This is a genomic window from Streptomyces sp. NRRL B-24484 (assembly GCF_000717715.1).
Taxonomy (GTDB): Bacteria; Actinomycetota; Actinomycetes; order Streptomycetales; family Streptomycetaceae; genus Kitasatospora.
In genome coordinates this window covers 25,071-51,279 of the sequence record NZ_JOAI01000051.1, presented here as the reverse complement: position 1 = coordinate 51,279, position 26,209 = coordinate 25,071, and the positions used below count along the sequence as shown (strand labels likewise).

The 26,209-nt window shown below is 73.7% G+C and carries 22 protein-coding genes; 9 read left to right on the top strand and 13 right to left on the bottom strand.

All coding sequences use genetic code 11. From position 1 onward, the window contains the following. Positions 1-206 precede the first annotated feature (206 nt). Entirely contained in the window at positions 207-581 is a 375-nt protein-coding gene (locus tag IE98_RS0134725; RefSeq protein ID WP_078661534.1) for a chorismate mutase, read from the bottom strand. Between the two features lie 247 nt (positions 582-828). Between IE98_RS0134725 and IE98_RS0134720 the strand changes: the two genes are divergently transcribed. Further along, on the top strand, positions 829-1,254 hold the full coding sequence (locus tag IE98_RS0134720) for an OsmC family protein (RefSeq protein ID WP_030275780.1): 426 nt from the start codon (positions 829-831) through the stop codon (positions 1,252-1,254). 434 nt (positions 1,255-1,688) lie between these two features. Then, positions 1,689-3,866 (top strand): putative bifunctional diguanylate cyclase/phosphodiesterase, encoded by a 2,178-nt coding sequence (locus tag IE98_RS51370; protein WP_234443793.1) that lies wholly within the window; start codon positions 1,689-1,691, stop codon positions 3,864-3,866. Positions 3,867-3,935: 69 nt separating this feature from the next. On the opposite strand, the gene IE98_RS0134710 is transcribed toward IE98_RS51370, so the two are convergent. Next, on the bottom strand, positions 3,936-5,174 hold the full coding sequence (locus IE98_RS0134710) for an LLM class flavin-dependent oxidoreductase (protein ID WP_078661533.1): 1,239 nt from the start codon (positions 5,172-5,174) through the stop codon (positions 3,936-3,938). Positions 5,175-5,724: 550 nt separating this feature from the next. On the opposite strand from IE98_RS0134710, the gene IE98_RS0134705 reads away from it, so the two are divergent. Further along, the gene (locus tag IE98_RS0134705) at positions 5,725-6,324 is read left to right on the top strand and encodes a DedA family protein (protein WP_030275777.1); all 600 of its coding nucleotides are present in this window, start codon (positions 5,725-5,727) and stop codon (positions 6,322-6,324) included. 384 nt (positions 6,325-6,708) lie between these two features. Next, complete coding sequence (locus IE98_RS0134700; RefSeq protein WP_030275776.1) at positions 6,709-7,974, top strand: hypothetical protein; 1,266 nt, start codon at positions 6,709-6,711, stop codon at positions 7,972-7,974. A 207-nt stretch (positions 7,975-8,181) separates the two neighbouring features. Here the strand turns inward: IE98_RS0134700 and IE98_RS0134695 are convergent, their stop codons facing one another. The 6 genes from IE98_RS0134695 to IE98_RS0134670 all read right to left on the bottom strand — a co-directional run bounded on the left by IE98_RS0134695 (position 8,182) and on the right by IE98_RS0134670 (position 14,164). Further along, positions 8,182-9,087, bottom strand: a complete 906-nt coding sequence (locus tag IE98_RS0134695) for an alpha/beta fold hydrolase (protein WP_030275775.1) — start codon at positions 9,085-9,087, stop codon at positions 8,182-8,184. Continuing rightward, positions 9,084-10,190 carry a branched-chain amino acid ABC transporter permease gene (locus IE98_RS0134690; RefSeq protein ID WP_052391397.1) on the bottom strand — a complete coding sequence of 369 codons (1,107 nt, stop codon included), beginning with the start codon at positions 10,188-10,190 and terminating at the stop codon, positions 9,084-9,086. The genes IE98_RS0134695 and IE98_RS0134690 overlap by 4 nt, the downstream gene beginning before the upstream one ends. A 107-nt stretch (positions 10,191-10,297) precedes the next feature. Then, positions 10,298-11,164, bottom strand: a complete 867-nt coding sequence (locus IE98_RS0134685; RefSeq protein ID WP_030275773.1) for a branched-chain amino acid ABC transporter permease — start codon at positions 11,162-11,164, stop codon at positions 10,298-10,300. Next, complete coding sequence (locus tag IE98_RS0134680; RefSeq protein ID WP_078661532.1) at positions 11,161-11,922, bottom strand: ABC transporter ATP-binding protein; 762 nt, start codon at positions 11,920-11,922, stop codon at positions 11,161-11,163. The genes IE98_RS0134685 and IE98_RS0134680 overlap by 4 nt, the downstream gene beginning before the upstream one ends. Before the next feature lie 86 nt (positions 11,923-12,008). Further along, complete coding sequence (locus IE98_RS0134675) at positions 12,009-12,767, bottom strand: ABC transporter ATP-binding protein (RefSeq protein WP_234443792.1); 759 nt, start codon at positions 12,765-12,767, stop codon at positions 12,009-12,011. A gap of 188 nt (positions 12,768-12,955) precedes the next feature. Continuing rightward, positions 12,956-14,164: an ABC transporter substrate-binding protein gene (locus tag IE98_RS0134670; protein ID WP_030275770.1), complete on the bottom strand. Its 1,209-nt coding sequence runs from the start codon at positions 14,162-14,164 to the stop codon at positions 12,956-12,958. A 546-nt stretch (positions 14,165-14,710) separates the two neighbouring features. Between IE98_RS0134670 and IE98_RS0134665 the strand changes: the two genes are divergently transcribed. Both IE98_RS0134665 and IE98_RS0134660 read left to right on the top strand, forming a co-directional pair. Beyond that, entirely contained in the window at positions 14,711-15,472 is a 762-nt protein-coding gene (locus IE98_RS0134665) for a CoA transferase subunit A (RefSeq protein WP_030275769.1), read from the top strand. Positions 15,473-15,585: 113 nt separating this feature from the next. Continuing rightward, a complete protein-coding gene (locus tag IE98_RS0134660) occupies positions 15,586-16,329 on the top strand; it encodes a CoA transferase subunit B (protein ID WP_234443797.1) in 744 nt (247 codons plus the stop codon). A 91-nt stretch (positions 16,330-16,420) separates the two neighbouring features. Here IE98_RS0134660 and IE98_RS0134655 read toward each other — a convergent pair whose 3' ends face one another. Both IE98_RS0134655 and IE98_RS0134650 read right to left on the bottom strand, forming a co-directional pair. Continuing rightward, positions 16,421-17,131 carry a uracil-DNA glycosylase gene (locus tag IE98_RS0134655; protein ID WP_078661529.1) on the bottom strand — a complete coding sequence of 237 codons (711 nt, stop codon included), beginning with the start codon at positions 17,129-17,131 and terminating at the stop codon, positions 16,421-16,423. 171 nt (positions 17,132-17,302) lie between these two features. Continuing rightward, positions 17,303-18,547 carry a low temperature requirement protein A gene (locus IE98_RS0134650; protein WP_234443791.1) on the bottom strand — a complete coding sequence of 415 codons (1,245 nt, stop codon included), beginning with the start codon at positions 18,545-18,547 and terminating at the stop codon, positions 17,303-17,305. 416 nt (positions 18,548-18,963) lie between these two features. On the opposite strand from IE98_RS0134650, the gene IE98_RS47160 reads away from it, so the two are divergent. Continuing rightward, the gene (locus IE98_RS47160; protein WP_234443790.1) at positions 18,964-19,500 is read left to right on the top strand and encodes an excalibur calcium-binding domain-containing protein; all 537 of its coding nucleotides are present in this window, start codon (positions 18,964-18,966) and stop codon (positions 19,498-19,500) included. Between the two features lie 100 nt (positions 19,501-19,600). On the opposite strand, the gene IE98_RS0134640 is transcribed toward IE98_RS47160, so the two are convergent. Next, complete coding sequence (locus IE98_RS0134640) at positions 19,601-20,380, bottom strand: HAD-IIA family hydrolase (protein WP_030275764.1); 780 nt, start codon at positions 20,378-20,380, stop codon at positions 19,601-19,603. Positions 20,381-20,759: 379 nt separating this feature from the next. Between IE98_RS0134640 and IE98_RS0134635 the strand changes: the two genes are divergently transcribed. Together IE98_RS0134635 and IE98_RS0134630 are read left to right on the top strand one after the other, a co-directional pair. Then, the gene (locus IE98_RS0134635) at positions 20,760-21,800 is read left to right on the top strand and encodes a lytic polysaccharide monooxygenase auxiliary activity family 9 protein (RefSeq protein WP_030275763.1); all 1,041 of its coding nucleotides are present in this window, start codon (positions 20,760-20,762) and stop codon (positions 21,798-21,800) included. Positions 21,801-21,836: 36 nt separating this feature from the next. Next, a complete protein-coding gene (locus IE98_RS0134630; RefSeq protein ID WP_030275762.1) occupies positions 21,837-22,907 on the top strand; it encodes a Gfo/Idh/MocA family oxidoreductase in 1,071 nt (356 codons plus the stop codon). 126 nt (positions 22,908-23,033) lie between these two features. Here IE98_RS0134630 and mycP read toward each other — a convergent pair whose 3' ends face one another. Next, entirely contained in the window at positions 23,034-24,470 is a 1,437-nt protein-coding gene (mycP, locus tag IE98_RS0134625) for a type VII secretion-associated serine protease mycosin (protein WP_030275761.1), read from the bottom strand. A gap of 111 nt (positions 24,471-24,581) precedes the next feature. Beyond that, positions 24,582-26,186, bottom strand: a complete 1,605-nt coding sequence (locus tag IE98_RS52365) for a WXG100 family type VII secretion target (protein ID WP_052391376.1) — start codon at positions 26,184-26,186, stop codon at positions 24,582-24,584. Positions 26,187-26,209 lie beyond the last annotated feature (23 nt).

Genomic DNA, 26,209 nt, shown 5'->3' with positions numbered 1-26,209 from the left:
AGAACAGCACGCTAGCGCCGTGCGCCCCCCACGGGAAATCCCGTCTTTAGCCCCAGCCGACATCCGGACAGGGGTTCGTCCGGGGCGGTGAACACACGGCCGTGCGTGTGCGCCACTGCCGTACGCGGCGGTGCGGCGTACGGCAGTGGCGGGTGCGGTGGTGCGTAGTGGTACGTGCAGTGGTGCGGTGTGTGGCGGGCGTCCCGTCAGGAGCGGGCGATGGCCTCGTGGTGCCGGATCACCTCGGCGATGATGAAGTTCAGGAACTTCTCGGCGAAGACCGGGTCGAGGTGCGCACCGGCGGCCAGTTCGCGCAGGCGCGTGATCTGCTCGCGCTCCCTGGTGGGGTCGGCCGGGGGCAGCTTGTGGTCGGCCTTCAGCCGGCCCACCCGCTGGGTCGCCTTGAAGCGCTCGGCCAGCATGTGGACGACTGCCGCATCGATGTTGTCGATGCTCTCGCGCAGGCTGGTCAGCTCGGCGCGGACCGCCTCGTCGACCTGCGCCATCGCCTCGGCGGCGTCCGCGGCGGCGACATCGGCGGCCACGGCGTCGGCGGCGGGGTCGGTGGGCTGATCGGTCATCGGACAATCGCTCCGGAGCTTGCTGGGCTGGACACGCCCGACGGCCGGAGACCGGCGCGGGCCTCGGCAAATCTAACAGGGGGCACCCCCGGAACTCCCACCTTTCGGACCAGTCGTCCACCATCCGGACAACGCGCGGCGGGTGCGGCGGAGCGGCCGTGCGGGCGGACCGTCGCCGCGTAGGCTGTGCGCGGCGCCACAGGACGTGACGACCCAGCAGTTCTTCCAGCACAGGAGGTACCTGATCGTGGCAACCACCCGTACCGCACGCACCGCGTGGGAAGGCAACCTGCTCGAGGGCAAGGGCGTGGTGACGTTCGCCTCCTCCGGCATCGGGGAGTACCCGGTGTCCTGGCCGGCCCGCGCCGAGACCCCGAACGGGAAGACCAGCCCCGAGGAGCTCATCGCCGCCGCCCACTCCTCCTGCTTCTCGATGGCGCTCTCGCACGGCCTGGCCGGCGCCGGCACCCCGCCCACCAAGCTGGACACCCAGGCCGACGTCACCTTCCAGCCCGGCACCGGCATCACGGGCATCCACCTCACCGTCACCGGCGAGGTCCCCGGCCTGGACGAGGCCGGCTTCGTCAAGGCCGCGGAGGACGCCAAGGCCAACTGCCCGGTCAGCCAGGCCCTCACCGGCACCACGATCACCCTCACCGCGAAGCTGGCCTGACCCGCGACACGCCGTCGGTGACAGCGCTCCGAAATCGTCGGAACGCTCCCACCGGCCCCGCGCCGGGACGCCCACCACCGGTGCACCGGACATCCGTTCGCCCGGCCACACACCGGACGAGCAGGCCGTATGCGCACGCGCCCCCGTCCGCCGCCCTTCCGCGGCGGGCGGGGGCGTCGCCGCGTCCGCCCACGGTCCGTCAGAAAGCCGACGAATCACCCTGGCGGCGGTCGCCGCCGATTCTCCGCGGCGCCTATGATCGGCGGCGGTGGACCGACCCGAGGGGTTCGATCGAGGGGTTGGATCGGACGAGGGCGTGGACCGCCGTGGACACGGACAACTGCACTACGGCAGCCGTCCGGATCAGCGGGAGCAGCGGACGGGAGCGTGCCGTGCCGGGGCGAAACGAGGGGGTCGACGCACACCCCACGGGTGTGCGGCACGAGGAGCTGAACCGCGCGCGCCTCGGCCGCGCCGAACCCCCGCACTCGCCGCCCGGGCGCCCCGAACCGCACACCGCCGAGCGGCCGGGTACGGGTGCACAGTCCGGCCGGGTCGGGGCGTCGACGGCACAGCCCGGGGCCGAACCGCCCCCGCCGGTCGAGCCGTTGCTCTCCTGTCCCACCTGCGCCGGGCCGGTCGGCGGCAGTACCGCGCGCCTGCTGTCCGCGCTCCGGGCGAGCGAGTCCCGGTTCCGGGCGGCCTTCGCGGACGCCGGCATCGGGATGGCCCTGATCGACGCGGACGACCGGATCATCGAGGCCAACCCCGCGTTCGCGGCGATGCTGGGCCGCGAGCCGTCCGACCTCGCCCGCACCCACATCTACGAGATCATCGAGCCCGAGGACACCCCGCGGCGCCTCTACCGCGACCTGGTGCAGGGCAAGCGGGACCGGCTGCGGGTCGAGAAGCGGCTGAAGCACCGGGACGGCCGCTCGGTGTGGAGCAAGGTGACCCTCTCCCTGATCCGGGACGGCGCCGGGCATCCGCTGTACACCCTCGCCATGGTTGAGGACGTCACCGAGCAGCGGCTCCTCGGCGACCGGCTCGCCTACCAGGCGCTGCACGACCCGCTGACCCGGCTGCCCAACCGCACGCTCTTCTTCGAGCGGCTGGAGGCCGCGTTCCTCGCCGTGGGCGCCCGGACGGACCGCACGCCGGGACGCCCGCCGAACGGTACTGGGCCGGGCAAGGCGAACGGGTCCGGGTCCGCGAACGGTTCGGCGAAGGGCGCCACGAACGGCTCCGGGCAGGTCGCCGCGAACGGCGCCGCGAACGGAGCTGCCAGGGGTGGGCCGCAGGGCGTGGCGCAGGCCGCCGACGGAGAGCGGCATCCCCGGATCGGGCTGTGCTACCTCGACCTCGACGGCTTCGCGGTGATCAACGAGACGCTGGGCCACCACGTCGGGGACCAGTTGCTGGTCGCGGTGGCGGCCCGGCTGGAGAGCGGGTTCGCCCGTGGCGAGCGACAGCTCGTCGCCCGGCTCGGCGGTGACGAGTTCGCCGTCCTGATCACCGACAGCGAGGGGTCCGAGCAGCTCACCTCGCTCGCCGGCCGGCTGATCAAGTCGCTGGAGAAGCCGTTCGAGATCGGCGGGCACCGGCTGGCCGTGACCGCCTCGGTCGGTGTGGTGGAGCGGCCGGTCGAGGGCACCTCCCCCACCGACCTGCTCAAGGACGCCGACTCCACGCTGTACTGGTCCAAGGCGGACGGCCGGGCGCGGTGGACGCTCTACGACCCGGCGCGCGGCGCCCACCAGCTGACCCGGCAGTTGCTCTCCACCGCGCTGCGGCCGGCCCTGGAGCGCGGCGAGTTCATCGTCGAGTACCAGCCGCTGGTCGGGCTCTCGGACGGCCTGGTGCACGGGGCCGAGGCGCTGGTCCGCTGGCGGCACCCGCGGTACGGCACCCTCTCGCCCGACCGGTTCATCCCGCTGGCCGAGGAGTCCGGAGCGATCGTCCCTCTCGGCAAGTGGGTGCTGGAGGAGTCCTGCAGACAGGCGAGACGCTGGCTGGCGGAGTTCCCGGACGCGGACACCTTCGTCAGCGTGAACCTGGCCGCCCGTCAGATCTGGGACTCCGACGTCGTCGCGGACGTCGCGGAGGTCCTGGACCGGACCGGTCTCCCCGCCGGACTCCTCCAGCTGGAAATCACCGAGAGCGCCCTGCTCGGCCCGGGCGGGCGCCCCATCCAGGCGCTGCAGGCCCTCGCCGACATGGGCATCAGGATCGCGATCGACGACTTCGGCACCGGCTACTCGAACCTCGCCTACCTCTCCCGGCTCCCGGTGCACGTCCTCAAGCTCGACGGCACCTTCGTCGAGGCCTTCCGCGACGCCGGCACGACCGGCCTCCCCGGCGGCCGATCCGCCTCCCCGGACCCGGACGGCGCCCGGGCCCGCCGCACCGAGGCGGACGAGCAGATCGTCGGCGCCATGGTGCAGCTCGCCCACGCCCTCGGCCTGACGGTCACCGCCGAGGGCATCGAGAACGCCGCCCAGGCCGAGCGGCTCCGGCTCACCGGCTGCGACACCGCCCAGGGCTGGTACTTCGCCAAGCCCGGCGACGCCGAGATCGTGGCGGACATGCTCCGGGAGTGCCTCCCCGACTGAGCCGGACACCACCACGGCCGCCCGGGACCAGCAGGACGGAACGAGTGGGCCCGGATCAGCGGGCCGGGCTCAGCGGGCCGGGGTCTCTGCGCGGCTCGTGCGGGCGGGACCGCCTCCGGGCGCCGGCGTGGTCGGCTCGGCGGTGGTCAGCCCGTACGCCTCGGCGATCAGGCCGTAGGAACGGTGGCGGGCCGTGTGGCCGTGGATGTGCGAGGTGACCATGAGTTCGTCGGCGCCGACCCGCTTGCGGAGGGCCTCCAGGCCGTCGGCCACCTGCCCGGGCGTGCCGAGGACGACGTTGCCGAGCCAGCTCGTCAGGAAGTCCGCCTCCATCTCGGTGTAGGGGTGGGCCTCCGCCTCGTCCGGGGTGGGGATCAGCCCGGGGCGGCCCTGGCGGAGCCGGAGCATGGCGAGGCCGGCCGAGCGGGCCAGGCGCAGTGCTTCGGCCTCCCGGTCGGCGGCGACGGCGCTGACACCGATCAGCGCATAGGGCTCGTCCAGGACGGCGGACGGACGGAAGGTGCTGCGGTAGAGGTCCAGCGCCGGAACGGTGTTGGACGCGCTGAAGTGGTGGGCGAAGGCGAAGGGCAGGCCGAGGCGACCGGCCAGGCGGGCGCTGAAGCCGGAGGAGCCGAGCAGCCAGATCGGCGGCCGGGCGTCGTTCTGCGGGACGGCCTGCAGCCGGGCGTACGGGTGGCCGTCCGGGAAGTCGCCGTCGAGGAAGTGGGTGAGCTCGGCCAGCTGCTGGGGGAAGTCGTCGGCGCCGTCGGCGAGCCCGCGGCGCAGGGCCCGGGCGGTGGCCTGGTCGGTGCCGGGCGCCCGGCCGAGGCCGAGGTCGATCCGGCCGGGGTGCAGGGCCTCCAACAGGCCGAACTGCTCGGCGACGGTCAGCGGCGCGTGGTTGGGGAGCATCACCCCGCCGGAGCCAAGCCGCAGGGTGCGGGTGTGGGCGCCGAGGTGGGCGAGCAGCACCGCGGGGTTCGAGCTGGCGACCCCGGGCATGCCGTGGTGCTCCGCGACCCAGAAGCGGTGGTACCCCCAGTCCTCGGCAGCCCGCGCCAGTTCGGTGGTGGCGGCGAGGGCGTCGGCCGGCGAGTAGCCGGCGCCGACGGTGGCCAGGTCGAGGATGGAGAGTGGGGCGGGCGCGGATCCGCGGGCACGTCCACGGACGGGGTCGTCGGCGGGGACGCTGTCGGTGGCGGATGCGCGGTCGGTGGCGGGTGCGCGGTCGGTGGCGGGTGCGCGGTCGGTGGCGGATGCCGCCGTCTCCGTGTGGTGCTGCGTTCCGCCTGTGTGCTCGCCGCTCATGCCGCCCGTCCTCCTGGTCGCTGCGGGTCCTCGGTCGCCGGTCGGACGACCGACGACGGGGGACAACCCGGATCCGGGCGGGCCTGTTCCCTCGTTCGCGAACCGGTTTCCCCGGCCCTCCGACCGGTCCAGGGCCGGGCGAGCCCCGGGCGAGGCTCCGGGCGAGGCCCCGGGCGAGGGCGGTTGGCGACTTCATGCCAGCGCGGGAAGTCGCCAGTTCCTGATGTCGCGTCAGGAACTGGGATCGGGCAAAGTTACTCATCAGTGCGGTGCATGCATCACCGCACTCCTGACGAAGACCACCGGGCTGGACCAGCACCGGCGGTCCCCGCGAGCCCCCGGAGCGGCACCCCGCTCCGGGGGCTCGTGCCATGTTCCGCCCGGTCGGGGCGACCGGGTCCGCGGCGGCTCCACGGTGGTTCCGGGGCCGGCCGGGGACGGGCCGTGAGCCGCGCCACACGGGGGGTGCTTCATGGCATGAAAGTTCGACTCGCTAGCGTTACTCCCTGCAGCACTGCTCTCTCCCGGGCGGTCTGGAGGGAGTTCGACCTTGGACGCCGCAGCCGTACTCGGCCCGTCATGGATCTGCGCGCTGGCGCTGTGCGCCGTGCTCGGTGACGCCTTCCTCCCCTTCCTTCCGAGCGGGACGCTGGTGATCCTCGCCGTGCTCCGCACCTCCGAGGTCAAGGGCGCACCCCTGCTGCTCGGTCTCGGTGTGGCCGTGGCCTCCTTCCTCGGCGATCTCCTGTTGCTGAACCTGGCCCGGCGCGGCGCTCCGGCCGTACGGCGGCGCCTGGCACGGCGCCCCGAGCTGGCGACGAGCGTCGAGCGGATGCAGGCCAGCCTGGCGCAGCGCACCAGTCGGGCCGCGGCGGTCATCGTGATCGTCGCCCGGTTCGTCCCGGCCGGCCGCACCGTCCTCGACCTGGCCGTCGGGCATTCGCCCGCCTCGTCGCGGATCTTCCTCCGCTGGTCCGCCCTGGCGGCCGTGGTGTGGGCCGCGTACATCGTCAGCCTGGGCTGGCTCAACAGTCACTGGTTCGACACCGCCTGGCTGAGCCTGGTCGTGTCGTGCGCGGCCGCGACGCTGATCAGCGGCAGCATCGCCCGGGTCGTCCGCCGCCGGCGCCGGGCCGCGGCGGCCTGCTGACCGTCCGGGTCTCCGGCCGCGCCCGCCGGGGCGGCCGCACGGAGACTGCCTGACCCCGCGTCGGCCCGTCGGCCGCTCTCCGCCCAGGGATCGCGCTCCGAGGGCGCGCAGGAGGCGCCCGCCGCATGCCGGGGGGCGCGGCGGTTGCCCGCACGCCCGACGATCTGTCTCAGGACCGCAACAGTACGGTCGGTGGTGGAGCCGCCGCGGGTATGACCTGCGTGGTGGGGTGGGGGTGGGGAGGCGCGCTGTACCGGCCCACGCGCGCATGACATCCTTGAGCAGGAATACAGATCAATTGTCCGATTATGTCGGCGCCGTCCGGATGCCTCTCAGGTGTCCGGACGTCTGCTGGGTGCGGGCACCACGCGGGTAGGGGAGACCATGAGCAGCATCTCGCGCAGGACTGTGCTGAGTGCAGGGGCGGCCACCGCGGCACTCAGTGCTGTCGCCGCCTGTTCCAGCAACGGCGGGTCGAACGGCAAGGCCTCGGGCCCCGGCAACGGTTCGGGGGACGGGGCCGCCAGCACCTCGACGGCCAAGCCCGTCAAGGGCACGCCCATCGGAGACGGCTCGACGTCGGACACCGGCGCCCAGCCGAACCAGCCCAAGCCCGAGAAGCTCAAGCCCGGTGAGCAGCCGCCGCAGTTCGTGGTGTTCTCCTGGGACGGTGCCGGCGCCACGGACGACGGCCAGTTCAGCCGGTTCCTGAAGATCGCGGAGGAGCACAAGGCCTCGATGACCTTCTTCCTCTCCGGCATCTACACCGTGCCGAAGGAGAAGTCGAGCCTCTACCACCCGCCGCGCCACCCCGTGGGCGCCTCGGACATCCCGTTCCTCTCCGCGAACGCCGTCCGCAACACCATCAAGCTGATCAGCCAGGCCTGGCTGGCCGGCCACGAGATCGGCACCCACTTCAACGGCCACTTCTGCGCGCGGCAGCCCGACGACGGCAACGCCGTGAACAAGTGGACCCCGGAGGACTGGGAGCACGAGATCGAGCAGGCCGTGTCGTTCGTCACCCAGTGGAAGACCAACACCGGCTTCACCGACGTCGATCCGCTGCCCTTCGACTACAAGAAGGAGCTCATCGGCGGCCGCACCCCCTGCCTCCAGGGCCAGAAGGGCCTGCTGCCGACCGCGGCGAAGCTGGGCTGGAAGTACGACGCGAGCTCGCCCGGCGGCCTGCAGATCTGGCCGCAGAAGGTCCAGGACGGCAAGATCTGGGACTTCCCGCTCCAGGGCCTCCCGTTCCCCGGGCACAGCTTCCAGGTGCTCTCCATGGACTACAACATCCTCGCCAACCAGTCGCACGGCTCGACCAAGGGCGACCCGTCCAAGCACGCGGAGTGGCAGGCGCAGGCGAAGGACGCCTACGTGGCGGGCTTCAACCGGGCCTACACCACCAACCGGGCGCCGCTGTTCATCGGCAACCACTTCGAGCAGTGGAACGGCGGCATCTACATGAACGCCGTCGAGGACACCATCAAGGAGATCGCCGGCAAGCCGGACGTCCGGCTGGTCTCCTTCCGACAACTGGTCGAGTGGCTGGAGGTCCAGGACCAGTCGACGCTGCGGAAGCTCCGCACCCTGAACGTCGGCAAGGCGCCGACGGGCGGTTGGGGCAGCTTCCTCGGGACGGCGGGCTGATCCGGCCCGCCTCCTCGGCCGGTCGGCCGGCCGATTGCCGACCAGCCGATCAGTCTGACCGGTTGGCGGGCCGGTGCCGGCCGATGCGGGCCCGGGCCGTCCCCGACGGCTCCGGGCCACCGACCGGCTTCGGCGGGTCGGCCTGCTTCGTTGTGCGGTCCTGGCTCGTCGTGTGGGCCTGCTTCAGCGGTCAGCAGGCTGCGACGGTCAGCCGGCTGCGGCGCCGCGCAGCAGCCGGTCGATCACGGCATCGGCACCGTCCACCCCGCCGATGATCGAGTAGTGGTTGGTGCCGGGGACGGGAGTGGCCGGGACACGGCCCTCGTCCAGGCCGGCCGCCCCGAGGCGGCCGGCGTCGTAGAGCCCCTGCGGCTCGTCGAGCAGCCCGCGTTCGGCCCAGAGCAGCTCGGCCGGGCAGGGCAGCTGGTGGACGGCGGCCGCGGCCTCCTTGTCCAGCAGGACCTCGCGGCCGTCCTGCCGGATGGCCTCGGGGACGCAGGAGGAGCGGAGTTCGGGCTCCGTGCCGACCAGGTCGCGCTGGGTGTAGGCGTCCATGCGCGCGGACCAGCCGTCGCCGAAGGCGGGGTGGGCCTGCCAGAACTCCCGGTAGGCCTGCCGGTCCGGGAAGGTCATGGACAGCCGGGCGAGGGCGGGGCCGAGCACGGCTGCCAGCGCGTCGTCCTCGTGGACCCCGGCCGGGAGCGGGAAGCTCACGGCCCCGTCGACCAGCAGCACCCGGCTCACCGACCCGGGGTGGCGCACGGCGGTCAGGGCGCAGACCCACGCCCCCATCGAGTGACCCACCAGCTGGACGGGGCCGAGGCCGAGGGTGCGGACGACCTCCGCCACGTCGTCCGCGTGGCGGGCGAGGCCGAACGGGCCGTCGACCGCACGGCTGTCCGCCCGGCCGCGGAGGTCGGGCGCGACCAGGGTGACGCGACCGGCCAGCCGGTCGGCGATCTCGCCCCAGGCCAGGGCATTGGCGGTGATGCCGTGGACGGCGACCACCGTGGGTGCGTCCGGCACCCGGGCCGGCCAGCGCAGGACGGCCAGGTCCCCACCGGGCACGGGGACGGACAGTTCGTCGTGCACGGGTCCTCCGGAGATGCTCACGCTGCCTCATTTCCACGGATTCGAGCAGGCACCGCCGAGCCGGCACGGGCGGCACGCAGACGGGCCGGCAGTCTAGCCAGGCCGCCCGGCAGGAGGTAGACCACCACGACGAACAGGGCCCCGAGCAGGAAGAGCGGCTGGGAGAGCGGGACGCGCAGCGCGGCGGGCAGGTCGGCGACGGCGGACGAGTTGGCGAGGTCGCCGAGGCGGTGGCCGGCCCAGGTGTAGAGGACGCCGCCGAGCAGCGGCCCCCAGCGCGTGCCGGATCCGCCGAGCACGACCATCACCAGCAGGGCGAGGGTGGCGTCGGAGCTCGCGGTCTGCGGGGTCGCGCCGCCGGTGAGCAGCAGGTAGACGACTCCGCCGGCGCCGGCCAGGGCTCCGGCCACGACGAACGCGACCAGCTTGTAGCCGTACGGCCGGAGACCGAGGACCTCGACGCGTCGCTCGTTCTCCCTGATGCCGGCCCAGACCCGGCCGATCGGCGAGCCGACGGTGCGGTGGACGATCGCGAGAGTGAGGACCAGGTACCCCAGCGCGATCCAGTAGAGGTTGGCGGTGTTGCCGATGCCGACCAGCGAGGGCGGCAGGAGGTCGGCCGGGGCGGCGCGCCCCTCCTCGCCGCCGGTGAGACCGCCGGGGTTGCGCTGGACGAGGATCGCCCCGGCCTGGGCGAAGGCGAGGGTGACCATGGAGAAGCCGATGCCGGTGACCCTGAGGCTGACGGCGCCCAGCAGCAGGGCGAGCAGCGTGGCGCAGGCGATGCCGGCGGCGGCGGCCGGCAAAAGGGGGAGGCGGAGTTCGAGCATGGCGAGGTCGGTGCAGTAGAGACCCGCAGCGAAGTAGAGGGCGTGGCCGAAGGAGAGCAGGCCCGTCCGGCCGAGGAGCAGGTCGTAGCCGGTGGCGAGGGCCCCGTAGAGCAGGCACAGGGCGATCAGTTGGAGGCTTCCGGGGCTGCCGAGCGGCCCGTCGAGGAGCCCGGGAACGGGGAGCGCACTGTATGGGGCGACAAGGAACAGGATCAGCAGGGCGATCGGCCACCAGCGTAGCGCTCGACGGAGCGTAGTCGAGCCGTCACCGAATGATTCACCTGTTCGAGGGATGGTGCGCCCGCCTGCTGCTGTTCCAGAATCTCCGTCAGGAGAACTGCCGGGCGGCAGGAATGTGATGCCCGTCGGGCCGTCGGTGCCCGTGATCGAGTTGTTGGCGGTCACGCGAGCCTCCCGGTGAGTCCGCGGGGCCGTACGAGGAGCAGTACGGCGAGGAGTACGACGACGGAGAGATCGCCCAGCCCTGCAGCGGTGTAGTAGTTGGCGAACTGCTGCACCAGGCCCACTGCGGCCGATGCGACGGCGGCGCCGGTGACCGAGCCCATGCCGCCCATGACGACCACGACGAAGGCGAAGATCAGGAGACCGGTGCCCTGGCCGGGGTTGACCGAACCGAAGTAGAGGCCGGCGAGCGCGCCGCCGAGTGCGGCGGCGGCTCCGCCGATGGCGAAGACCAGGGTGAACGCGCGACGCACGTCGATACCGAGGGCCGTGACCATGGCGCGGTCCTCGACCCCGGCCCGGACGACGAGGCCGTACCGGGTACGGCTCAGGAAGAGGCGCAGCAGCACCAGCACCACGAGGGCGGCGCCCATCAGGACGAAGCGGTTGACGGGAACGACCGCACCCAGCAGGGAGACGGTGCCGGCCAGCGCGGCCGGCGGTTGGAAGGGACGCGCGTCGGCGCCCCAGATGCCCATGATCAGGGCGGGCAGGGCCAGGCCGACGCCGACGGTGGCCAGGATCTGGTCACGCGGACGGCTGTAGAGGGGCCTGATCACGACCAGTTCGAGCAGAACGGAGGCAGCGGTACCCGTCACGGTGCCGAACAGCACGGCCGGCCAGAAGCCCGCGCCCGCCTCGGCGGAGGCCCACCAGGCGGCGTAGGCACCCACGGACAGCAGGGCTCCGTGGGCGAAGTTGAGCACGTCCATCAGACCGAAGATCAGCGACAGCCCGGAGGCCACCAGGAAGTAGAGAGCGCCCAGACCCAGACCCGTACAGACGAGGAGGACGACGGTGTTCATGTGGAGGTCACCTCCGTAGCGGATTCGACGGGACGGGCCGGTTCCCCGGCCCCGGACTGCACGTCGGCGACAGAAGCGCGCCTGCTGCCGACACCGAGCAGTCGGCGGGAGGCCTCCTCGTCGGCCAGCAGGTCGGCGGTGTCGCCCCGGTGGACGGTCCGGCCGTCCGCCAGGACGGTGCAGCGGCCGGCCAGCCGCCGCACCAGGGCGAGGTTCTGCTCGACCAGCAGGATCGGCACCCGTTCCGCCGCCCGGGCCAGCACCTCGGCGACCTCCGAGACGATCTTCGGCGCCAGGCCCTTGGTGGGCTCGTCGGCGATGATCAGCCGGTTGCGGTTGAGCAGGGTGCGGCCGATCGCCACCATCTGCTGCTGGCCGCCGGAGAGCGTTCCGGCAGCCTGTCGGGCGCGCTTCCGCAGCTCGGGGAAGAGCTCGTGCACCAGGTCGTAGGCGGGATCGGCGTCGCGCTCGGCCAGCCGGAGGTTCTCGGCAACGGTGAGGCCGGCGAAGATGCCGCGGTCCTCCGGCGCGTAGCCGATGCCCTGGCGGACCACCAGGTGCGTCGGCAGGCCGGCCAGTTCGACTCCGTCGAAGAGGAGGTTCCCCGTCCGCGGCACCAGGCCCATGATCGCCTTGGCCGTGGTGGTCTTGCCCGCACCGTTGCGGCCGAGCAGGGCGGTCACGCCCGTGGGTGCGACGTCGAGGTCGACGCCGTGCAGGATGTGCAGACCGTCGATGACCACCCGCAGGTCCCGCAACGCGAGCAACGGCTCCGGCGCTGCGGCGCCGGGTGCCGGACCGTCCGCCGCCGTTTCCCGATGCCGTGTCAGAGAGGAGTCGTCCGTCACAGCGCCTCACCCAGGTAGGCCTGCTGCACGGTGGCGTCCGCCATCACGACGGCAGGCGTGTCCAATGCCAGAAGTGAGCCGTGGTGCATCACGGCGAGCCGGTCGGCGAGGCCGAGCAGGACGTCCATGTGGTGTTCCACCATCAGCACCGTCCGGCCCGACTCCCGGTGCACCGAGCGGATCAGTTCGGTGAGCGCGGGCACCTCCTCCGCACTGACGCCGGCCATCGGTTCGTCGAGCAGGATCAGCCGGGGCTCGGCGACCAGCAGCACGGCCAGTTCGAGCTTGCGCTTCTCACCGTGCGAGAGGGCGTTCGCCAGGGTGTCGGCCCGGTGCGCGAGGTCGGTCCGCTCCAGGGTCTCGGCGACCTCTGCCGAGTACCGGTCGGCCCGGCTCCAGAACCGGTACGAGGCGGCCGGGCCGGCCGCGGCCTGCGCGGCCAGCCGGACGTGCTCGGCGACCGTCGTCCCACCCCACAGCGAGGAGGTCTGGAATGTCCGTCCGATCCCGCGCCGGGCCCGTGCGTGCACGGGCTGGGCCGTGATGTCCGCCCCGTCCAGCTCCAGCGTGCCGTGGCTCGCCGGGTAGATCCCGGAGATCAGGTTGAAGAGGGAGGTCTTCCCGGCACCGTTGGGTCCGATGAAGGCGACGAACTCGCCCTCCCCCACGGCGAAGGACACGTCCTCGACGATCGGCACCCCGCGGACCGACCAGCCGAGCCCCGTCAGTCGGAGCACCGGCTCGCGGGTCCGCACGGCAGCCGCACTCCCGCCCACGGGTCGGCGGGCGCCGACCTCACCGGGAGCCCCGGCCGTACCGGGAACGTCGGCTGGCCCGGGAACCCCGCCCGGTCCGGCCCCGCGGGCCTCACCGGTGGGGCCGGCCGGTCCGGCAGCAGCGGGCTGCCGCGGGCCGGGTCCCGCCGCGGATGGCTGCCTCACGGTCAGCCCACCATGGCGAGGACGGGCGGGGCGACCTGCTCGGCGGGGAGCACCTTCTCCACGGTGGGCTTGGCGGCGGCACCGGTGCCGGTCAGGCGCACCTGGAACATCGGCTGCAGCAGGGCGTGGTCCTCGGCACGGACGGTGAGGTGCCCCTTCACACCGTCGAAGCTCCAGCCCTCCAGCGACTTCACCAGGGCTGCGGTGTCATCGGCGGAACCCTTGTTGGCCTCAAGGGCGTGCACCACCATCTGGGCGGCGGTGAAACCGTCGGGGGTGAAGATGTCCGGCTTGCTGCCGCCCTTGGCGACGGCCTCGGTCATCGCCTTCTCGACGTCCGTCCCGGCCGCGCCGCCGAAGTAGTGGTTCAGGAAGGAGATCTTCTCTCCCGCCGGACCGAAGAGGGGGTACGAGGCGGCGAGGTCGAGGCCGGTGACCACGCGGGTGGCGGAGAAGACGTCCTGCTGGTTGAGCGAGGTCCACAGGGCGGAGGCGGTCTCGCCGGCCCAGGCCACGTACAGCAGGTCGGGCTTGGCGGCCTTGGCCTGGGTGGCGAACGGCGTCAGGTCGGTCGCGCTGGGCGGTGCGAGGACGGCGTCGACCGTGGCGCCCTCCTTGCCGAGCACGGCCTTGACGGCGGCCACGTTGGCCTGCCCGAAGGCGCTGTCCTGTGCGAGTACCGTCACCTTCTTGCCCTTGGCGTCGCCCACGAACGAGGCCGCGGTCAGGGTGTCCTGGTAGGACTGGCGGCCGGAGCGGAAGGTGTACTTGTTGAGCGCGGTGACCTTGTCGGCGGCGGCCGGGCCGCTGATGAAGAGCACCTTGTTCTGCGCTGCGAACGGCGCCACCTGCAGGGCCACGCCGGAGGCGGTGGAGCCGGCGAGGATCTTGTAGCCCTTGCCGATCAGTTCCTTGGCGCCCGACACGGCCTTGGCGGGATCGCCGGCGTCGTCCTGCTCGACGAACTCGATCGGGTGCCCGTCCACCGCGCCGGTGCCCTTGGTCGCGTAGTCGAGGCCCGCCTTGAAGCCCTCCAGGTACTGCTTGCCGTACGCGGCGAGCGGGCCCGTCTTGGAGTAGAGCAGGCCGACCTTGACCGGGCTCGACGCCCCACCGCTCGCACCCGCGGCGTCCGTCCCCGCCGTCCCGGCCTTGGCGCACCCGACCGCCAGCACACTGCAGGCCGCCAGGACGGCGATCCGGCGCCCGATGCGGCGCGAGGCTCCGGTCCCGGCGACACCCGGGCCAGACGCGATCGTGGACGCGGTCGGGGACGCAGGCGTGGACACGGCCGGGGCCGCACCGGTGGATCTGACGCGGGGAACTCCTGTGTTGCGCATGGCGGCCGGCTCCTGGGGATCGCTGCGGGGGTGGATGCCGGAACCGTAGGAGCGCGACCGGGCCGAGGACATATGGCCGGACGACGCACCGACCGCGCCCGCTGTGTGGCCCTCAGCCATGTCGGTGCGCCGGAGGGCGACCCGTGTGGCGCGGCGCCATGGGCGGAGCGCACCGGATGTCGGGTACCGCCATGGCTCCGGCCGCCTCCCGCAACGAGGGTGGAGTGGCCCGACCAGGCCCGACGCCGGCCGGAAGCACACAACGGCCCGAGGAACGGCTCGCAGCCGACCGCCCCGGCCGCACGGCCCCACGCCTGCACGGCCGTTGGACCGTCGGGCCGTCGGGCCGTCGGGCCGTCGGGCCGTCGGGCCGTCGGGCCGCAGCTCCCACGCCCCCGCCCTCAGTGAGGTGACCCCTTGGACAAGGTCCTTGACTCCCCCGACCGCGCCGTCGAGGACATCCCGGACGGAGCGACCCTCGCGGTCGGCGGGTTCGGCCTCTGCGGCATCCCGAGCACGCTGCTGGGCGCGCTCGCGGCGGCGGGCACCTCCGGGCTGCGCGTCGTCTCCAACAACTGCGGCGTCGACGACTGGGGCCTCGGCCTGCTGCTGCGCGCGGGCCGGATCGCCCGGATGACGTCCTCGTACGTCGGCGAGAACAAGGAGTTCGCTCGGCAGTACCTGAGCGGCGAGTTGGAGGTCGAGCTGACCCCGCAGGGCACGCTGGCCGAGCGGTTGCGCGCCGGGGGCGCCGGCATTCCCGCCTTCTACACGCCGGCGGGCGTGGGCACCCAGGTCGAGGAGGGGGGTCTGCCCTGGCGGTACGCCGTCGACGGTTCGGTGGCGCTCGCCTCGCCCGCGAAGGAGGTCCGCGAGTTCGCGGGGCGGCGCTACCTGCTGGAGGAGGCCATCACGGCGGACTTCGCGCTGGTCCGGGCCGAGGTCGCCGACCGTCACGGCAACTGCGTCTTCCACGCGGCCGCCCGCAACTTCAATCCGCTGTGCGCCACCGCCGGACGGGTCACGGTGGTCGAGGCCGATCTGATCGTCGAACCGGGCGAGCTCCCGCCGGACGCCGTGCACCTGCCCGGTGTCTACGTCGACCGGGTCGTCGCCGCCGATCCCGCGGACCGCCGCATCGAGCGCCGCACCGTCCGCCCGAGCGCCCAGGAGGCCTGACCATGCCCGCTCCGCACGACCTGCCCCGGCAGACCCCGCCGCTGCCGCCGCTCCCGCCGCAGCCCCCGGCCCCGAACCGGTCCACGTCCACGTCCACGTCCGCGGACGCGGCACTGCTCGCTCCCGCGGCCGGACCCGACCCCCGGGACGTGCTGGCGGCCCGGGCCGCCCGGGAACTGCGCGACGGCCAGTACGTGAACCTCGGGATCGGCCTGCCGACCCTGATCCCCAATCACCTGCCTCCCGGTGTGCACGTCGTCCTGCACTCGGAGAACGGGATCCTCGGCGTGGGCCCGTACCCGCAGGCGGGCACCGAGCACCCCGACCTGATCAACGCGGGCAAGGAGACGGTGACGGTGGAGGCCGGCGCCTCCTACTTCGACTCGGCCTTCTCGTTCGGCATGATCCGGGCGGGCCGGATCGACGTGTCCGTGCTCGGTGCGATGCAGGTGTCCGCCTCGGGCGACCTGGCGAACTGGATGATCCCCGGCAAGATGGTCAAGGGCATGGGCGGGGCCATGGACCTCGTCCACGGTGCGCGCCGACTGATCGTGGTGATGGAGCACACCGCCAAGGACGGCTCACCGAAGATCGTCGACGAGCTGTCGCTCCCGGCCACCGGGCGGGGCGTGGTGCACCGGATCGTCACCGACCTCGCCGTGCTCGACGTCACCCCGGACGGCCTCGTGCTCGTGGAGGTGGCTCCCGGCCGCACGGTCGAGGAGGTCCGCGCCGCCACCGAACCCCCGCTGCGCCTCTCCCCCGGGCTATCGGCCGACGCCCCGACCGACGCCAACGCCCTCTCCGACTCCGGCACCCCGGCCGACGCCCCCGCCGTCCCGGCCGTCCCGGCCTGAGCCTCCCGAAGACGCGGAAGGCCGGCCGCTCGCTGCCCTCACAGCGCGCGGCCGGCCGTCCCGTACCCCGGTCGGTCGTTCAGCCGGTCGGTCAGTCGTTCAGGTTCGGGATCTTCCAGTCGATCGCCTCGGCGCCGAAGCCCTCCAGGGCCGCGTCGATCTGGGAGAACGGCTTGCTGCCGAAGAAGAGCTTCGCGGACAGCGGCGACGGGTGGGCGCCCTGCACGACGACGTGGCGGGTGGTGTCGATCAGCGGCAGCTTCTTCTTCGCGTAGTTGCCCCACAGCACGAAGACGCAGGGCTCCTCGCGCTCGCTGACGGCCTTGATCACCGCGTCGGTGAACTTCTCCCAGCCCTTGGCCTTGTGCGAGTTGGCCTCGTGCGCACGCACCGTCAGCACCGCGTTGAGCAGCAGGACGCCCTGCTCGGCCCAGTGCATCAGGTACCCGTTGTCGGGGGCGGGGATGCCGAGGTCGGCGTCCAGCTCCTTGAAGATGTTGCGCAGCGACGGCGGGGTCTTGGTGCCCGGCAGGACGGAGAAGCTCATGCCGTGGGCCTGGCCGTCGTCGTGGTACGGGTCCTGACCGAGAACCAGCACCCGGACCTTGTCGTAGGGGGTCGCCTCCAGCGCCGAGAACTCCTGCCCGCTCGGCGGGAAGACCTGGTGCTCGGCGCGCTCGCCGGCCACGAAGGCGGCCAGCTGGGCGAAGTACGGCTTGCCGACCTCGTCCGCGAGCACGTCCTGCCAGGACTCGGGCAGCTCGAAACCGGCGTCCACGGCCGCCTCAGCCAGATCCGTCACGACTAACCTCCCACCGACCGCGCCGCACTGCGCAGCGGTCGCCTCCGACGTACGACTTCCTACGACCCTGAACGCTACACACCCGGACCGACAGCCCGCGCCGCCCGCCCGCCTCCGCGCCGGATCCCCGGTGGATCCGCCCGGAATCCGCACCGGTCTCGCCGCGGAATGCTAGGCCGCCGGACCCGCGTCGGCGTCCGGCCCGGTGTCCGTCCGGGTGCGGGCCCGGCGCACCCGCAGGTGCTCGACCGCGTTGAGGCCGACGAGCACGGCCGCCAGTGCGGTCAGGGCGGCAAAGGCCGGCAGGTCGGGCATCAGCGGCAGCAGGAGGAGGACGAGGCCGGCGGCCGCCAGCCGGGTCGGCGAGACCTTGCCGAACATCATCCACCGCGTGTAGCTGAAGGAGAGCAGGTAGAGCACGCAGCCGCCGTACAGCAGGGCGACGGTGCCGAGGCCGAGGGCGCTGCCCGGTTCGGCGACGGTCTCGCCGAAGCCGACCGCGACCGCGATGACACCGGCGATCAGCAGCAGGTGGCCGTACGAGAACACGCGGCGGATCATGTCGCGGCGGGAGGCGGCCGTCTCCACGGCGAACCGCATGGCGTCCGAGGCGAAGCCGAAGTACAGCCACCACAGCGCGCAGGAGATCACGAAGGCGACGGCCACCGAAAGCAGTTGGCCGGTGTGCAGGTCAGAGCCGGCGACCGGTCCGCCGATGCCCACGATGGACTCGCCGAGGGCCACGAGCAGGAACAGCCCGAACCGCTCGGGCAGGTGCCCGGGGTGGTAGGTCACGCCGGCCAGGCGTCGGCGGAACACCAGCGGCGCGGCCAGGTCGCAGCACGCGCCGGCGGCCCACAGTACGGTCCTGGCGGGGCCGTCCACGGTGCCGCCGAGGAGCATCAGCGGGCCGCTGACGGCGGCCCCGACGCCGTACGGGCCGATCCAGACCCGGCGGATGCCGCGGACCAGCCACAGCAGGACCAGCCGGGCGGCCCAGTAGCCGGCGCCGAAGAGCAGCCCCCGGCTCCCGTAGGCGCCGGGCAGCGCCAGGGCCATGAACAGTCCGCAGAGGCCGACCCCGAAGATCCCGACCCGGTCGCGCGGGGTGTCGACGTCCCGGACGTTGGCCTGCACGGTGGTCCCGACCCAGCACCAGTAGACCGGCGCGAAGGCCACCAGCGCCCGGCCCACGCCCGCCCAGTCGTGGTGGTGGTGCAGCAGCTGGGACACCTGCGTGACGGCGAAGACGAAGACCAGGTCGAAGTAGAGCTCCGCCCAGGTCACCCGCTTCTCGTCCGCACCCCCGGGCGTCTCCGCCCCGCCCGGCACCGCCGGGACGTCCACCACCTCGACGACCGCCCCCGTCAGCCCCGGACCGACCGCGTCTCCCGGTTCCGTCCGCGGTCTTCCCACTCCTGCCACTCCTGCTGCCCGTTCCACTGTTCCCCCTCGATTCGAACGAAGCCCCCGCCACCGCACCGGCCCGACGCGGCCCGCCCGTGGCAGCAGCACGGCCACCGGATCCGGCCCGGACGTCGCCGGTCCGTCCCCTGCGCCACGCACCCTACGACGGCACGGACGCGCACCACGGTGGCCTGCGGCGGAGCGGGCGGCACCGGCGCTGCACGCCGGCCCCGGCGGGCATCGGACGGCGGTTCAGCCGGCGCCCGTCGCCGTTTGATAACGACACCGCGGCACTCAACTACCGCGCCCCGCAGGTGCGCAATGATTCGCGCACCCACCTCCGCAGCAGAACGAGGATCGCGCCCGTGAACCCGTACAGCGTGCCCCCAGGCCACCCGGCTCCACGAACCGGAGCAAACCGGCTGGTGCGCATACTCCTGCTGGTCTTCCTGCCGCCGGTCGCGGCCGTGATGACCTGGCGCTCGCGTCGCCTGCACAGCGCCGTGAAGGTCCTGCTGACCGTGTGGTGCCTGTTCATGTCCCTCTTCTGGCTGGGGGCGATCGTCGGCCCGAGCAAGGAGGGCGGTCCCGCCGGACCCCCTGCGGCCACCGGGCCCCCGGCTGCCGCCAGCCCGACGCCGAGCGCGAGCCCGAGTCCCGTCCCCAGCCCCACGGCCACCCCGTCGCCCACGGCGGTACCTGAGACACCGACACCGACACCCACACCCACGCCGACACCCACGCAGACCGCACCGCCGGTCCAGGAGACCGAAGCGCCCGCCGTGGTGCCCACGACCGAACCGGCCGCCCCCGAACCCGAGCGCACCACCCGGCCGGCGTCCGTCTACTACAAGAACTGCGACGCGGTGAAGGCCGCCGGTGCTGCCCCGCTCCACCGCGGAGAGCCCGGTTACCGCTCGGGGCTCGACCGCGACGGCGACGGGGTCGCCTGCGAGCGCTAGCAGGTCCCCGCGTGCGGCCGACCGGCACCCGGGAAGCAGACGAACACCGCCCCCACCTGCGGTAACCCGCTGGTGGGGGCGGTGCGGCCGTTCCCGGCGGTCAGATCTCGTCGATCAGGTCGGCGATCGACTTCACGACGCGCGTCGGGCGGTAGGGGAACCGCTCGACGTCGGCCGGCGAGGTGAGGCCGGTCAGCACGAGGATCGTCTCCATGCCGGCCTCCATGCCGGAGACCACGTCGGTGTCCATCCGGTCGCCGATCATCGCGGCGGTCTCCGAGTGCGCCCCGGCGGTGTTGAGCGCCTCACGCATCATCAGCGGGTTCGGCTTGCCGACGAAGTAGGGCTCGACACCGGTCGCCTTGGTGATGAGCGCGGCGACGGAGCCGGTGGCCGGCAGCACGCCCTCGGTGGACGGGCCGGTCTCGTCCGGGTTGGTGCAGATGAACCGGGCCCCGCCGTTGATCAGGCGGATCGCCTTGGTGAGCGCCTCGAAGCTGTAGGTGCGGGTCTCGCCGAGCACCACGTAGTCCGGGTCCTTGTCGGTCAGCACGTAGCCGGCCTGGTAGAGCGCGGTGGTGAGGCCTGCCTCGCCGATCACGTACGCGGTGCCGCCGGGCCGCTGGCTCTTGAGGAACTTGGCGGTGGCGAGGGCGGAGGTCCAGATGCACTCCTCCGGCACCTCCAGGCCCATGCCGGCGAGGCGGGCGCTGAGGTCGCGCGGGGTGTAGATGGAGTTGTTGGTGAGCACCAGGAACGGCTTGCCGGACTCCCGGAGGCGGCGGAGGAACTCCTCCGCGCCGGGGATCGGCGTGCCCTCATGGATGAGGACGCCGTCCATGTCGGTCAGCCAGGACTCGATGGGCTTGCGGTCTGCCACGTGCGTGTCTCCCGAGGTCGTGCGGTGGTCGTACGGAACTGCACCCCTCGCGCCCGGTGCCCGTTGCCGGCCCTCCGCGACGTGTGGGGGTCCTACTGGCTGCCCCAACGCGACCAGCCTAATCCGCACGCCTGCCCGACGGGAGTACGTCCCGACCGGCGGACTCCGCTGCAACCCACCGCGGCCCGCCCCGGCCCGGCCGGCCGGCACCGGAACGGCACCCGTCGACCGGCCCCAGGGCGGGCAGCAGCCCCCGCCCCCGCCGCCTCAAGAAGGCCTTAAAGACCCCATAACAGCACTGATCACCCGTCAATCCGCCCGTCGGCAGTGGTTAGCGTGCTGGCACAGCGTCCCTCACCCTCGATCCTGGAGCGCCGCCATGTCCGCTCGTCCCTCCGCCCGCCGCCGGGTCACCGTCCTCGCCGGCGCCCTCGCCGGCCTGGCCCTGTCCGGCACGCTCGGCACCGGCACGGCCGCCGCGCACGGCTCGATGCAGAACCCGCTGAGCCGCGTCGAGGGCTGCTACCTGGAGGGCCCGGAGCACCCGAAGTCGGCGGCCTGCGCGGCGGTGGTCGCCCGCGGCGGCACCCAGGCGCTGTACGACTGGAACGGTGTGCGGATCGGTGACGCCAACGGCCGCCACCAGCAGCTGATCCCGGACGGCAAGCTGTGCAGCGCCAACAACGCCGAGTTCACCGGCCTGGACCTGCCGCGCGCGGACTGGCCGGCCACCAACCTGACGGCCGGCGCCCCGTTCACCTTCCGGTACCGGGCGACCGCGCCGCACCGCGGCACCTTCCGGCTGTACGTCACCAACGGCACGTACGACCCGGCGAAGCCGCTCGCCTGGTCGAACCTGCAGTCCACGCCGTTCCTGACCGTGACCGACCCGCAGCTGGTCGACGGCCAGTACGTGCTCCCCGGCAAGGTCCCGGCGGGGCTGAAGGGCCGCCAGCTGATCTACGCGATCTGGCAGCGCTCGGACAGCCCGGAGGCGTTCTACTCCTGCTCCGACGTGGTCTTCGACGGCAGCGGCAGGACCGCCGGCACCGCCCCGGTCCCGCCCTCGGGCAGCGGCACCCCGCACGTCCACGACTCCGCCCCCGCCCCCGTCACCACCGGTCCCGGCAAGGGAACCGGCACCGGCACGGGCGCCGGCACCCCGGCTGCCGTGCCCGCCGCGGCGACCGGTGCCCCCACCGGCGCCGGACAGGGCACTCCCGGCACCTCCGGCACCCCGGCCGCCTCCGGGACGCCCGCCGGTACCGACGCCGTCCCGGCCGGACAGCAGCTCGCCCAGACCGGCACCGACCGCTCCACGGGCCTGATCGCCGCCGTCGGCACGGCGTTCGTGCTCTCCGGTGCCGCGATGGCCGTGCTGCGCCGCCGCAACCGCGCCCGCGGCACGCACACGCGCTGACCCGGCCGGCCGGCGCGTCCGTGGTTGAGTGGGGGCATGAGCAGCGTGCCCCGCACCCCGTTCCGCGTCGGCCTGATCGGCTACGGCCTGGCCGGTTCCGCCTTCCACGCCCCGCTGATCGCCACCACCCCCGGACTGCAGCTGGTCGCGGTGGTCACCGCCGACCCGGACCGCCGCGACCGGCTGCACCGCACCCACCCGGGCGCGCAGCCGCTCGACACCCCGGCCGACCTGTTCGACCGGGCCGAGGACCTCGACCTGGTGGTCGTCGCCTCCCCCAACCGCACCCACGTGCCGCTCGCCGAGGCCGCCGTCGCCGCCGGCCTGCCGGTCGTGATCGACAAGCCGCTCGCCGGCTCCGCCGTCGAGGCGGCCCGGCTGTGCGCGGCGGCGGAGCGGGCCGGGGTGCTGCTCTCGGTCTTCCAGAACCGCCGCTGGGACGGCGACTTCCTCACCGTCCGGCGGCTGATCGGTGAGGGCGCGCTCGGCCGGGTGCACCGCTTCGAGTCGCGCTTCGAGCGGTTCCGGCCGAAGCCCAAGCCCGGCTGGCGCGAGCTCGCCGACCCGGCCGAGGTCGGCGGCACCCTCTACGACCTGGGCAGCCACCTCGTCGACCAGGCACTCACGCTCTTCGGCCCGGCCGAGTCGGTGTACGCGGAGATCGACACCCGCCGCGACGGCGCGGTGGTCGACGACGACGCCTTCCTCGCCCTCACCCACGCCTCCGGCGTCCGCTCCCACCTGTGGACGAGCGCCGTCGCCGCGGTCGGCGGCCCCCGTCTGCGCGTCCTCGGCGACAGCGCCGGGTACGTCAAGTTCGGCATGGACCCGCAGGAGAGCGACCTCAGGGCGGGCCGCACCCCCGGCGACGGCTACCCGTGGGGCGCCGACGACCCCGCCGCGTACGGCACCCTCGGCACGGACGAGGCCGCCGAGCGCATCCCGACCGACCCGGGTGACTACCCCGCCTACTACGCCGGCATCGCCGCTGCACTGGCGGACGGCACCCCGCCGCCGGTGGACCCGCGGGACGCGGTCGCCGCCCTCACCGTCCTGGAGGCGGCCCGCACCTCCGCCGCCACCGGCAGCGTCGTCCGCCTCGGCTGACGGTCGCGCCACGGGCCGGCCCGGGTCCGGGGAAGACCACGAGTCCGGGGAACGCCGCCGGTCCGGGGAACGCCGAGGGCCGGCCGCGGATCGCGGCCGGCCCCGGGGCCGTGCTGTCCTCGCACGTCAGCGGGCGTACGGGTTGCCGCCCGGAGGCGGCGGGGTCTGTCCCTGCGGCGGCGGGTAGCCGCCCGGAGCCGGGGGCTGCTGGCCGTACGGGCCGGCCGGCGGCTGCTGCGCGGGGAAGCCCGGGCCCTGGTACGGCGGCTGCGCCCCGTACGGCGCGGCCGGCGGCACCGGCGCGGAGCCGGCCGCGGCCGGACGGTTCCGCTTGGCGAGCACCACGACGACGATCACCAGCAGGACGACGGCGACCGCGGCCCCGCCGAGGATCAGCGGCATGCTGCTGCCGGAGTCCGAGTCGGACGCGGCGGCGGGCTGCGAGGACCCGGGCGTCTGCCCCTGTCCCTGCCCGGTCGCGGGCGCCGAGGCACCGCCGGTGCCCGCACCCGGGGTCGGGTCGGCGGCCGCCGCGGCCTTCAACGGGAACTCCCCGGCCGCACCCGGGTCACCCGGGTCGCTCAGCGCGATCCGCGGGCGCACCGCGCCGTAGCCGATGAAGTCGCTGCGCTCCTTCGGGTTGCTGGCGGTGTTGATCAGCACCCGCAGGACCTGGTTGTTGGTCCAGTCGGGGTGCGCGGCCCACAGGAGCGCCGCGGACGCCGAGACCACGGCGGCGGCGTCGGAGGTGCCGTGCGTCTTGCAGTAGCCGGACGGGCCGGTGCACGCGTGGTACATGTCCGCGCCGGGTGCGGCGAGGGCGACCTGCGCGCCGCGCTCGGACTCGGCCGTCGTCTTGCCGTCCCGGTCGGTCGCGGCGACACCCACCACCCCGGGCAGTGCGCCCGGGTAGTTCACCGGGTTGCCCTTGTCGCCCTCGTTCCCGACCGAGGCGACGACCAGGCTGCCCTTGGCGTTGGCGTGCTGGACGGCCGCCTTCAGCGCTTCGAGGTCCGCCGGCCTGACCAGGCTGGCGTGGATGCCCTGGGACAGGTTGATGACCTTGGCGCCGTGGTCGGCCGCGTAGGTGATGCCGTTCGCGAGCTGCGTGGCGTAGTCGGCCGCGGCGGCCGTGAATTCCGATCCGGCGTTGACCTTGACCGGGAGGATCTTCGCTCCGGGCGCCAGACCGTAGGCGCCCTTGCCGCCGAGTCCCTTGCCGCTGCCGGCGATCAGGGTGGCCATGCCGGTGCCGTGGCCGACCGTGTCGTGCAGCACGCCGCCGGAGTTGGCGAGCCCGCTGAGGTCGGTGCCCTCGACGAGCTGGCCCTGCAGGTCCGGGGCGTCCCCCTGGACACCCGTGTCCACCAGGCCGACGGTGATGCCCTGTCCGGTGCTGGTCTTCCACATGTCCGGGGCGTGCATGGCGTCGAGGTGCCACTGCTGCTCGCGGATCGAGTCCACGCCCGCGGCCGGACCGGCCGCCGCTCCGACGGCCAGTGCCGCCACCGCCATCGCCGCGGCGAGCCGCCGCCCCCGCACTGCCGTGCCCGTTCGCCGCATCCTGCTCTCCCTCGTCAGCCGTCGCCGTCGGCCCGGCGCGCCCACCGACGCACGGACCTGCCCGGCCGCAAGGCGACTCGTGGCCCCGCGGCCGGGCAGTCGACCTGATCCCTACTCAATCACGCCCGGGTTGACCGGTCCCGAACCGGAGGTCCAGGTGTCCTCGTCCTCGACGAGGTAGTCCGGACGGTTCCCGCGGTTCCGGTCCTTGCGGCCCGCGCCGCCGGCACCGTGGCCGCCGCCGAAGCCGCCCTGGCCGGAGCGGCCGTCCGCGCCCCGCTCGGCCCGGCCGCGCAGACCGGTGCCGCCCTGGGTGAACTCGCCACCGGCCGCGGGCCCGCGGCGTCCGCCGACCGCTCCGCCGGCCCGGCCCACCAGGCCGCCGCCCGCACGGCCGCCACCGCCGCCGGCACCGGCACCGCCGGCACCGCCGCCGTGCGGCATGCCGCCCATGCCGGGCGCACCGGGACGGCCCGACTGGCCCGTCCCCGGGGTGCTGCCGGCTGCGCCGCCACCGGGACGCGCCCCGGCACCCGTGCCGCCCGCTCCGGCCGTACCGCCCGCGCGACCCGCGCCGACGGTGCTGCCACCGCCACCTCGGCCACCGGGCAGACCGCCGCCGCCGGCACCGCCGCGGCCACCGCCCAGGCCGCCGCCACCCGGGAGACCGCCGCCCGGGAGACCCCCGGGCAGGCCGCCACCGGGCAGGCCTCCGCCGAGGTTGCCGCCGCCGGGCAGCGGGTGCCCGCCACCGGGCTGGGTGCCACCGGGCGGGTTCCCGCCGGGCAGGGTCGGCGCCGTCGGCGAGGTGGGCATGGTCGGCGCGTGGTCGATGCCGGTGCTCGGCATCTGGCCGGTGTACGGGTACGGCATGGTGTGCAGCTCGCCGGGCCCGGTCGGCATCTGGTGGACCGGCGTCGTGGGCACCGCCTGGTGGCCCGACGGCGGCGTCCACGTGGGCATCTGCGCCGGCCGGCCCGAGCCGCCGGAACCTCCGCCGGTACCGCCGGTGCCGCCGCCGACGGGGACGTTCTCCGAACCGCCGGTCTCGGACCCGGGCGGGGGCGGGAAGACCGGGGGCTCCGCCGAGTTCAGCCGGGTCACCGACTGGTCGTACGACTGCCCCAGCTTGGCCATCTGCTGGATCGCGTCCTGGTGCGCCTGGTCGACGCGCTTCTGCGCGGCCTGCGCCTGCTCCTCGGTGACCCAGTCGGAGTCGACCATGCCGGCGACCTTGTCGGCCGCCCAGCCGCCGACCACGCTGCCGATGCCGGGCATCGCCATGCCGCCGGCGATGAAGCCGCCGACGCTCACCGCGGTGTTCGGCTGCGCCTCGTACCGGCGGACGACCTCCATGTCGGAGGTCGGCACGTTCGGCATGCTCGACTTGACCTCGCTGAGCGTCTCGCCGGCGGTCGCCATGTAGGTGCCGGCGTTCCGCGAGTAGTCGGCGAGCTGCATCGTGGACTTGGAGACGTTGCCGCCCCAGGTCTTGAATCCGTCGGCCGCCTGGCCCTCCCACTCCAGGCCGCCCATGTGGGCGTGCAGCTCGTTGCTGATCTCGTCCATCTTCTGCGCGGCCAGCAGCAGCCGCTGGCCGACCTGCATGACGGCCACCGGGTCGGCGCTCTCGACCATGGCCACCAGCTGCTCGTGACTGGCGCCGCCGAAGTCGTCACCCTCGCGGTGGAACCTGACGAATCGCTTCTCGGTCATGCCTCACTCCCCCTCTCCGCTGC

Bases quoted from the DNA above. Each gene is read 5' to 3' on its own strand.
- IE98_RS0134725 (WP_078661534.1), bottom strand. From the start codon at position 581: ATGACCGATCAGCCCACCGACCCCGCCGCCGACGCCGTGGCCGCCGAT.
- IE98_RS0134710 (WP_078661533.1), bottom strand. From the start codon at position 5,174: ATGAGCGGCGAGCACACAGGCGGAACGCAGCACCACACGGAGACGGCG.
- IE98_RS0134700 (WP_030275776.1), top strand. From the start codon at position 6,709: ATGAGCAGCATCTCGCGCAGGACTGTGCTGAGTGCAGGGGCGGCCACC.
- IE98_RS0134685 (WP_030275773.1), bottom strand. From the start codon at position 11,164: ATGAACACCGTCGTCCTCCTCGTCTGTACGGGTCTGGGTCTGGGCGCT.
- IE98_RS0134635 (WP_030275763.1), top strand. From the start codon at position 20,760: ATGTCCGCTCGTCCCTCCGCCCGCCGCCGGGTCACCGTCCTCGCCGGC.
- IE98_RS0134630 (WP_030275762.1), top strand. From the start codon at position 21,837: ATGAGCAGCGTGCCCCGCACCCCGTTCCGCGTCGGCCTGATCGGCTAC.
- mycP (WP_030275761.1), bottom strand. From the start codon at position 24,470: ATGCGGCGAACGGGCACGGCAGTGCGGGGGCGGCGGCTCGCCGCGGCG.
- IE98_RS52365 (WP_052391376.1), bottom strand. From the start codon at position 26,186: ATGACCGAGAAGCGATTCGTCAGGTTCCACCGCGAGGGTGACGACTTC.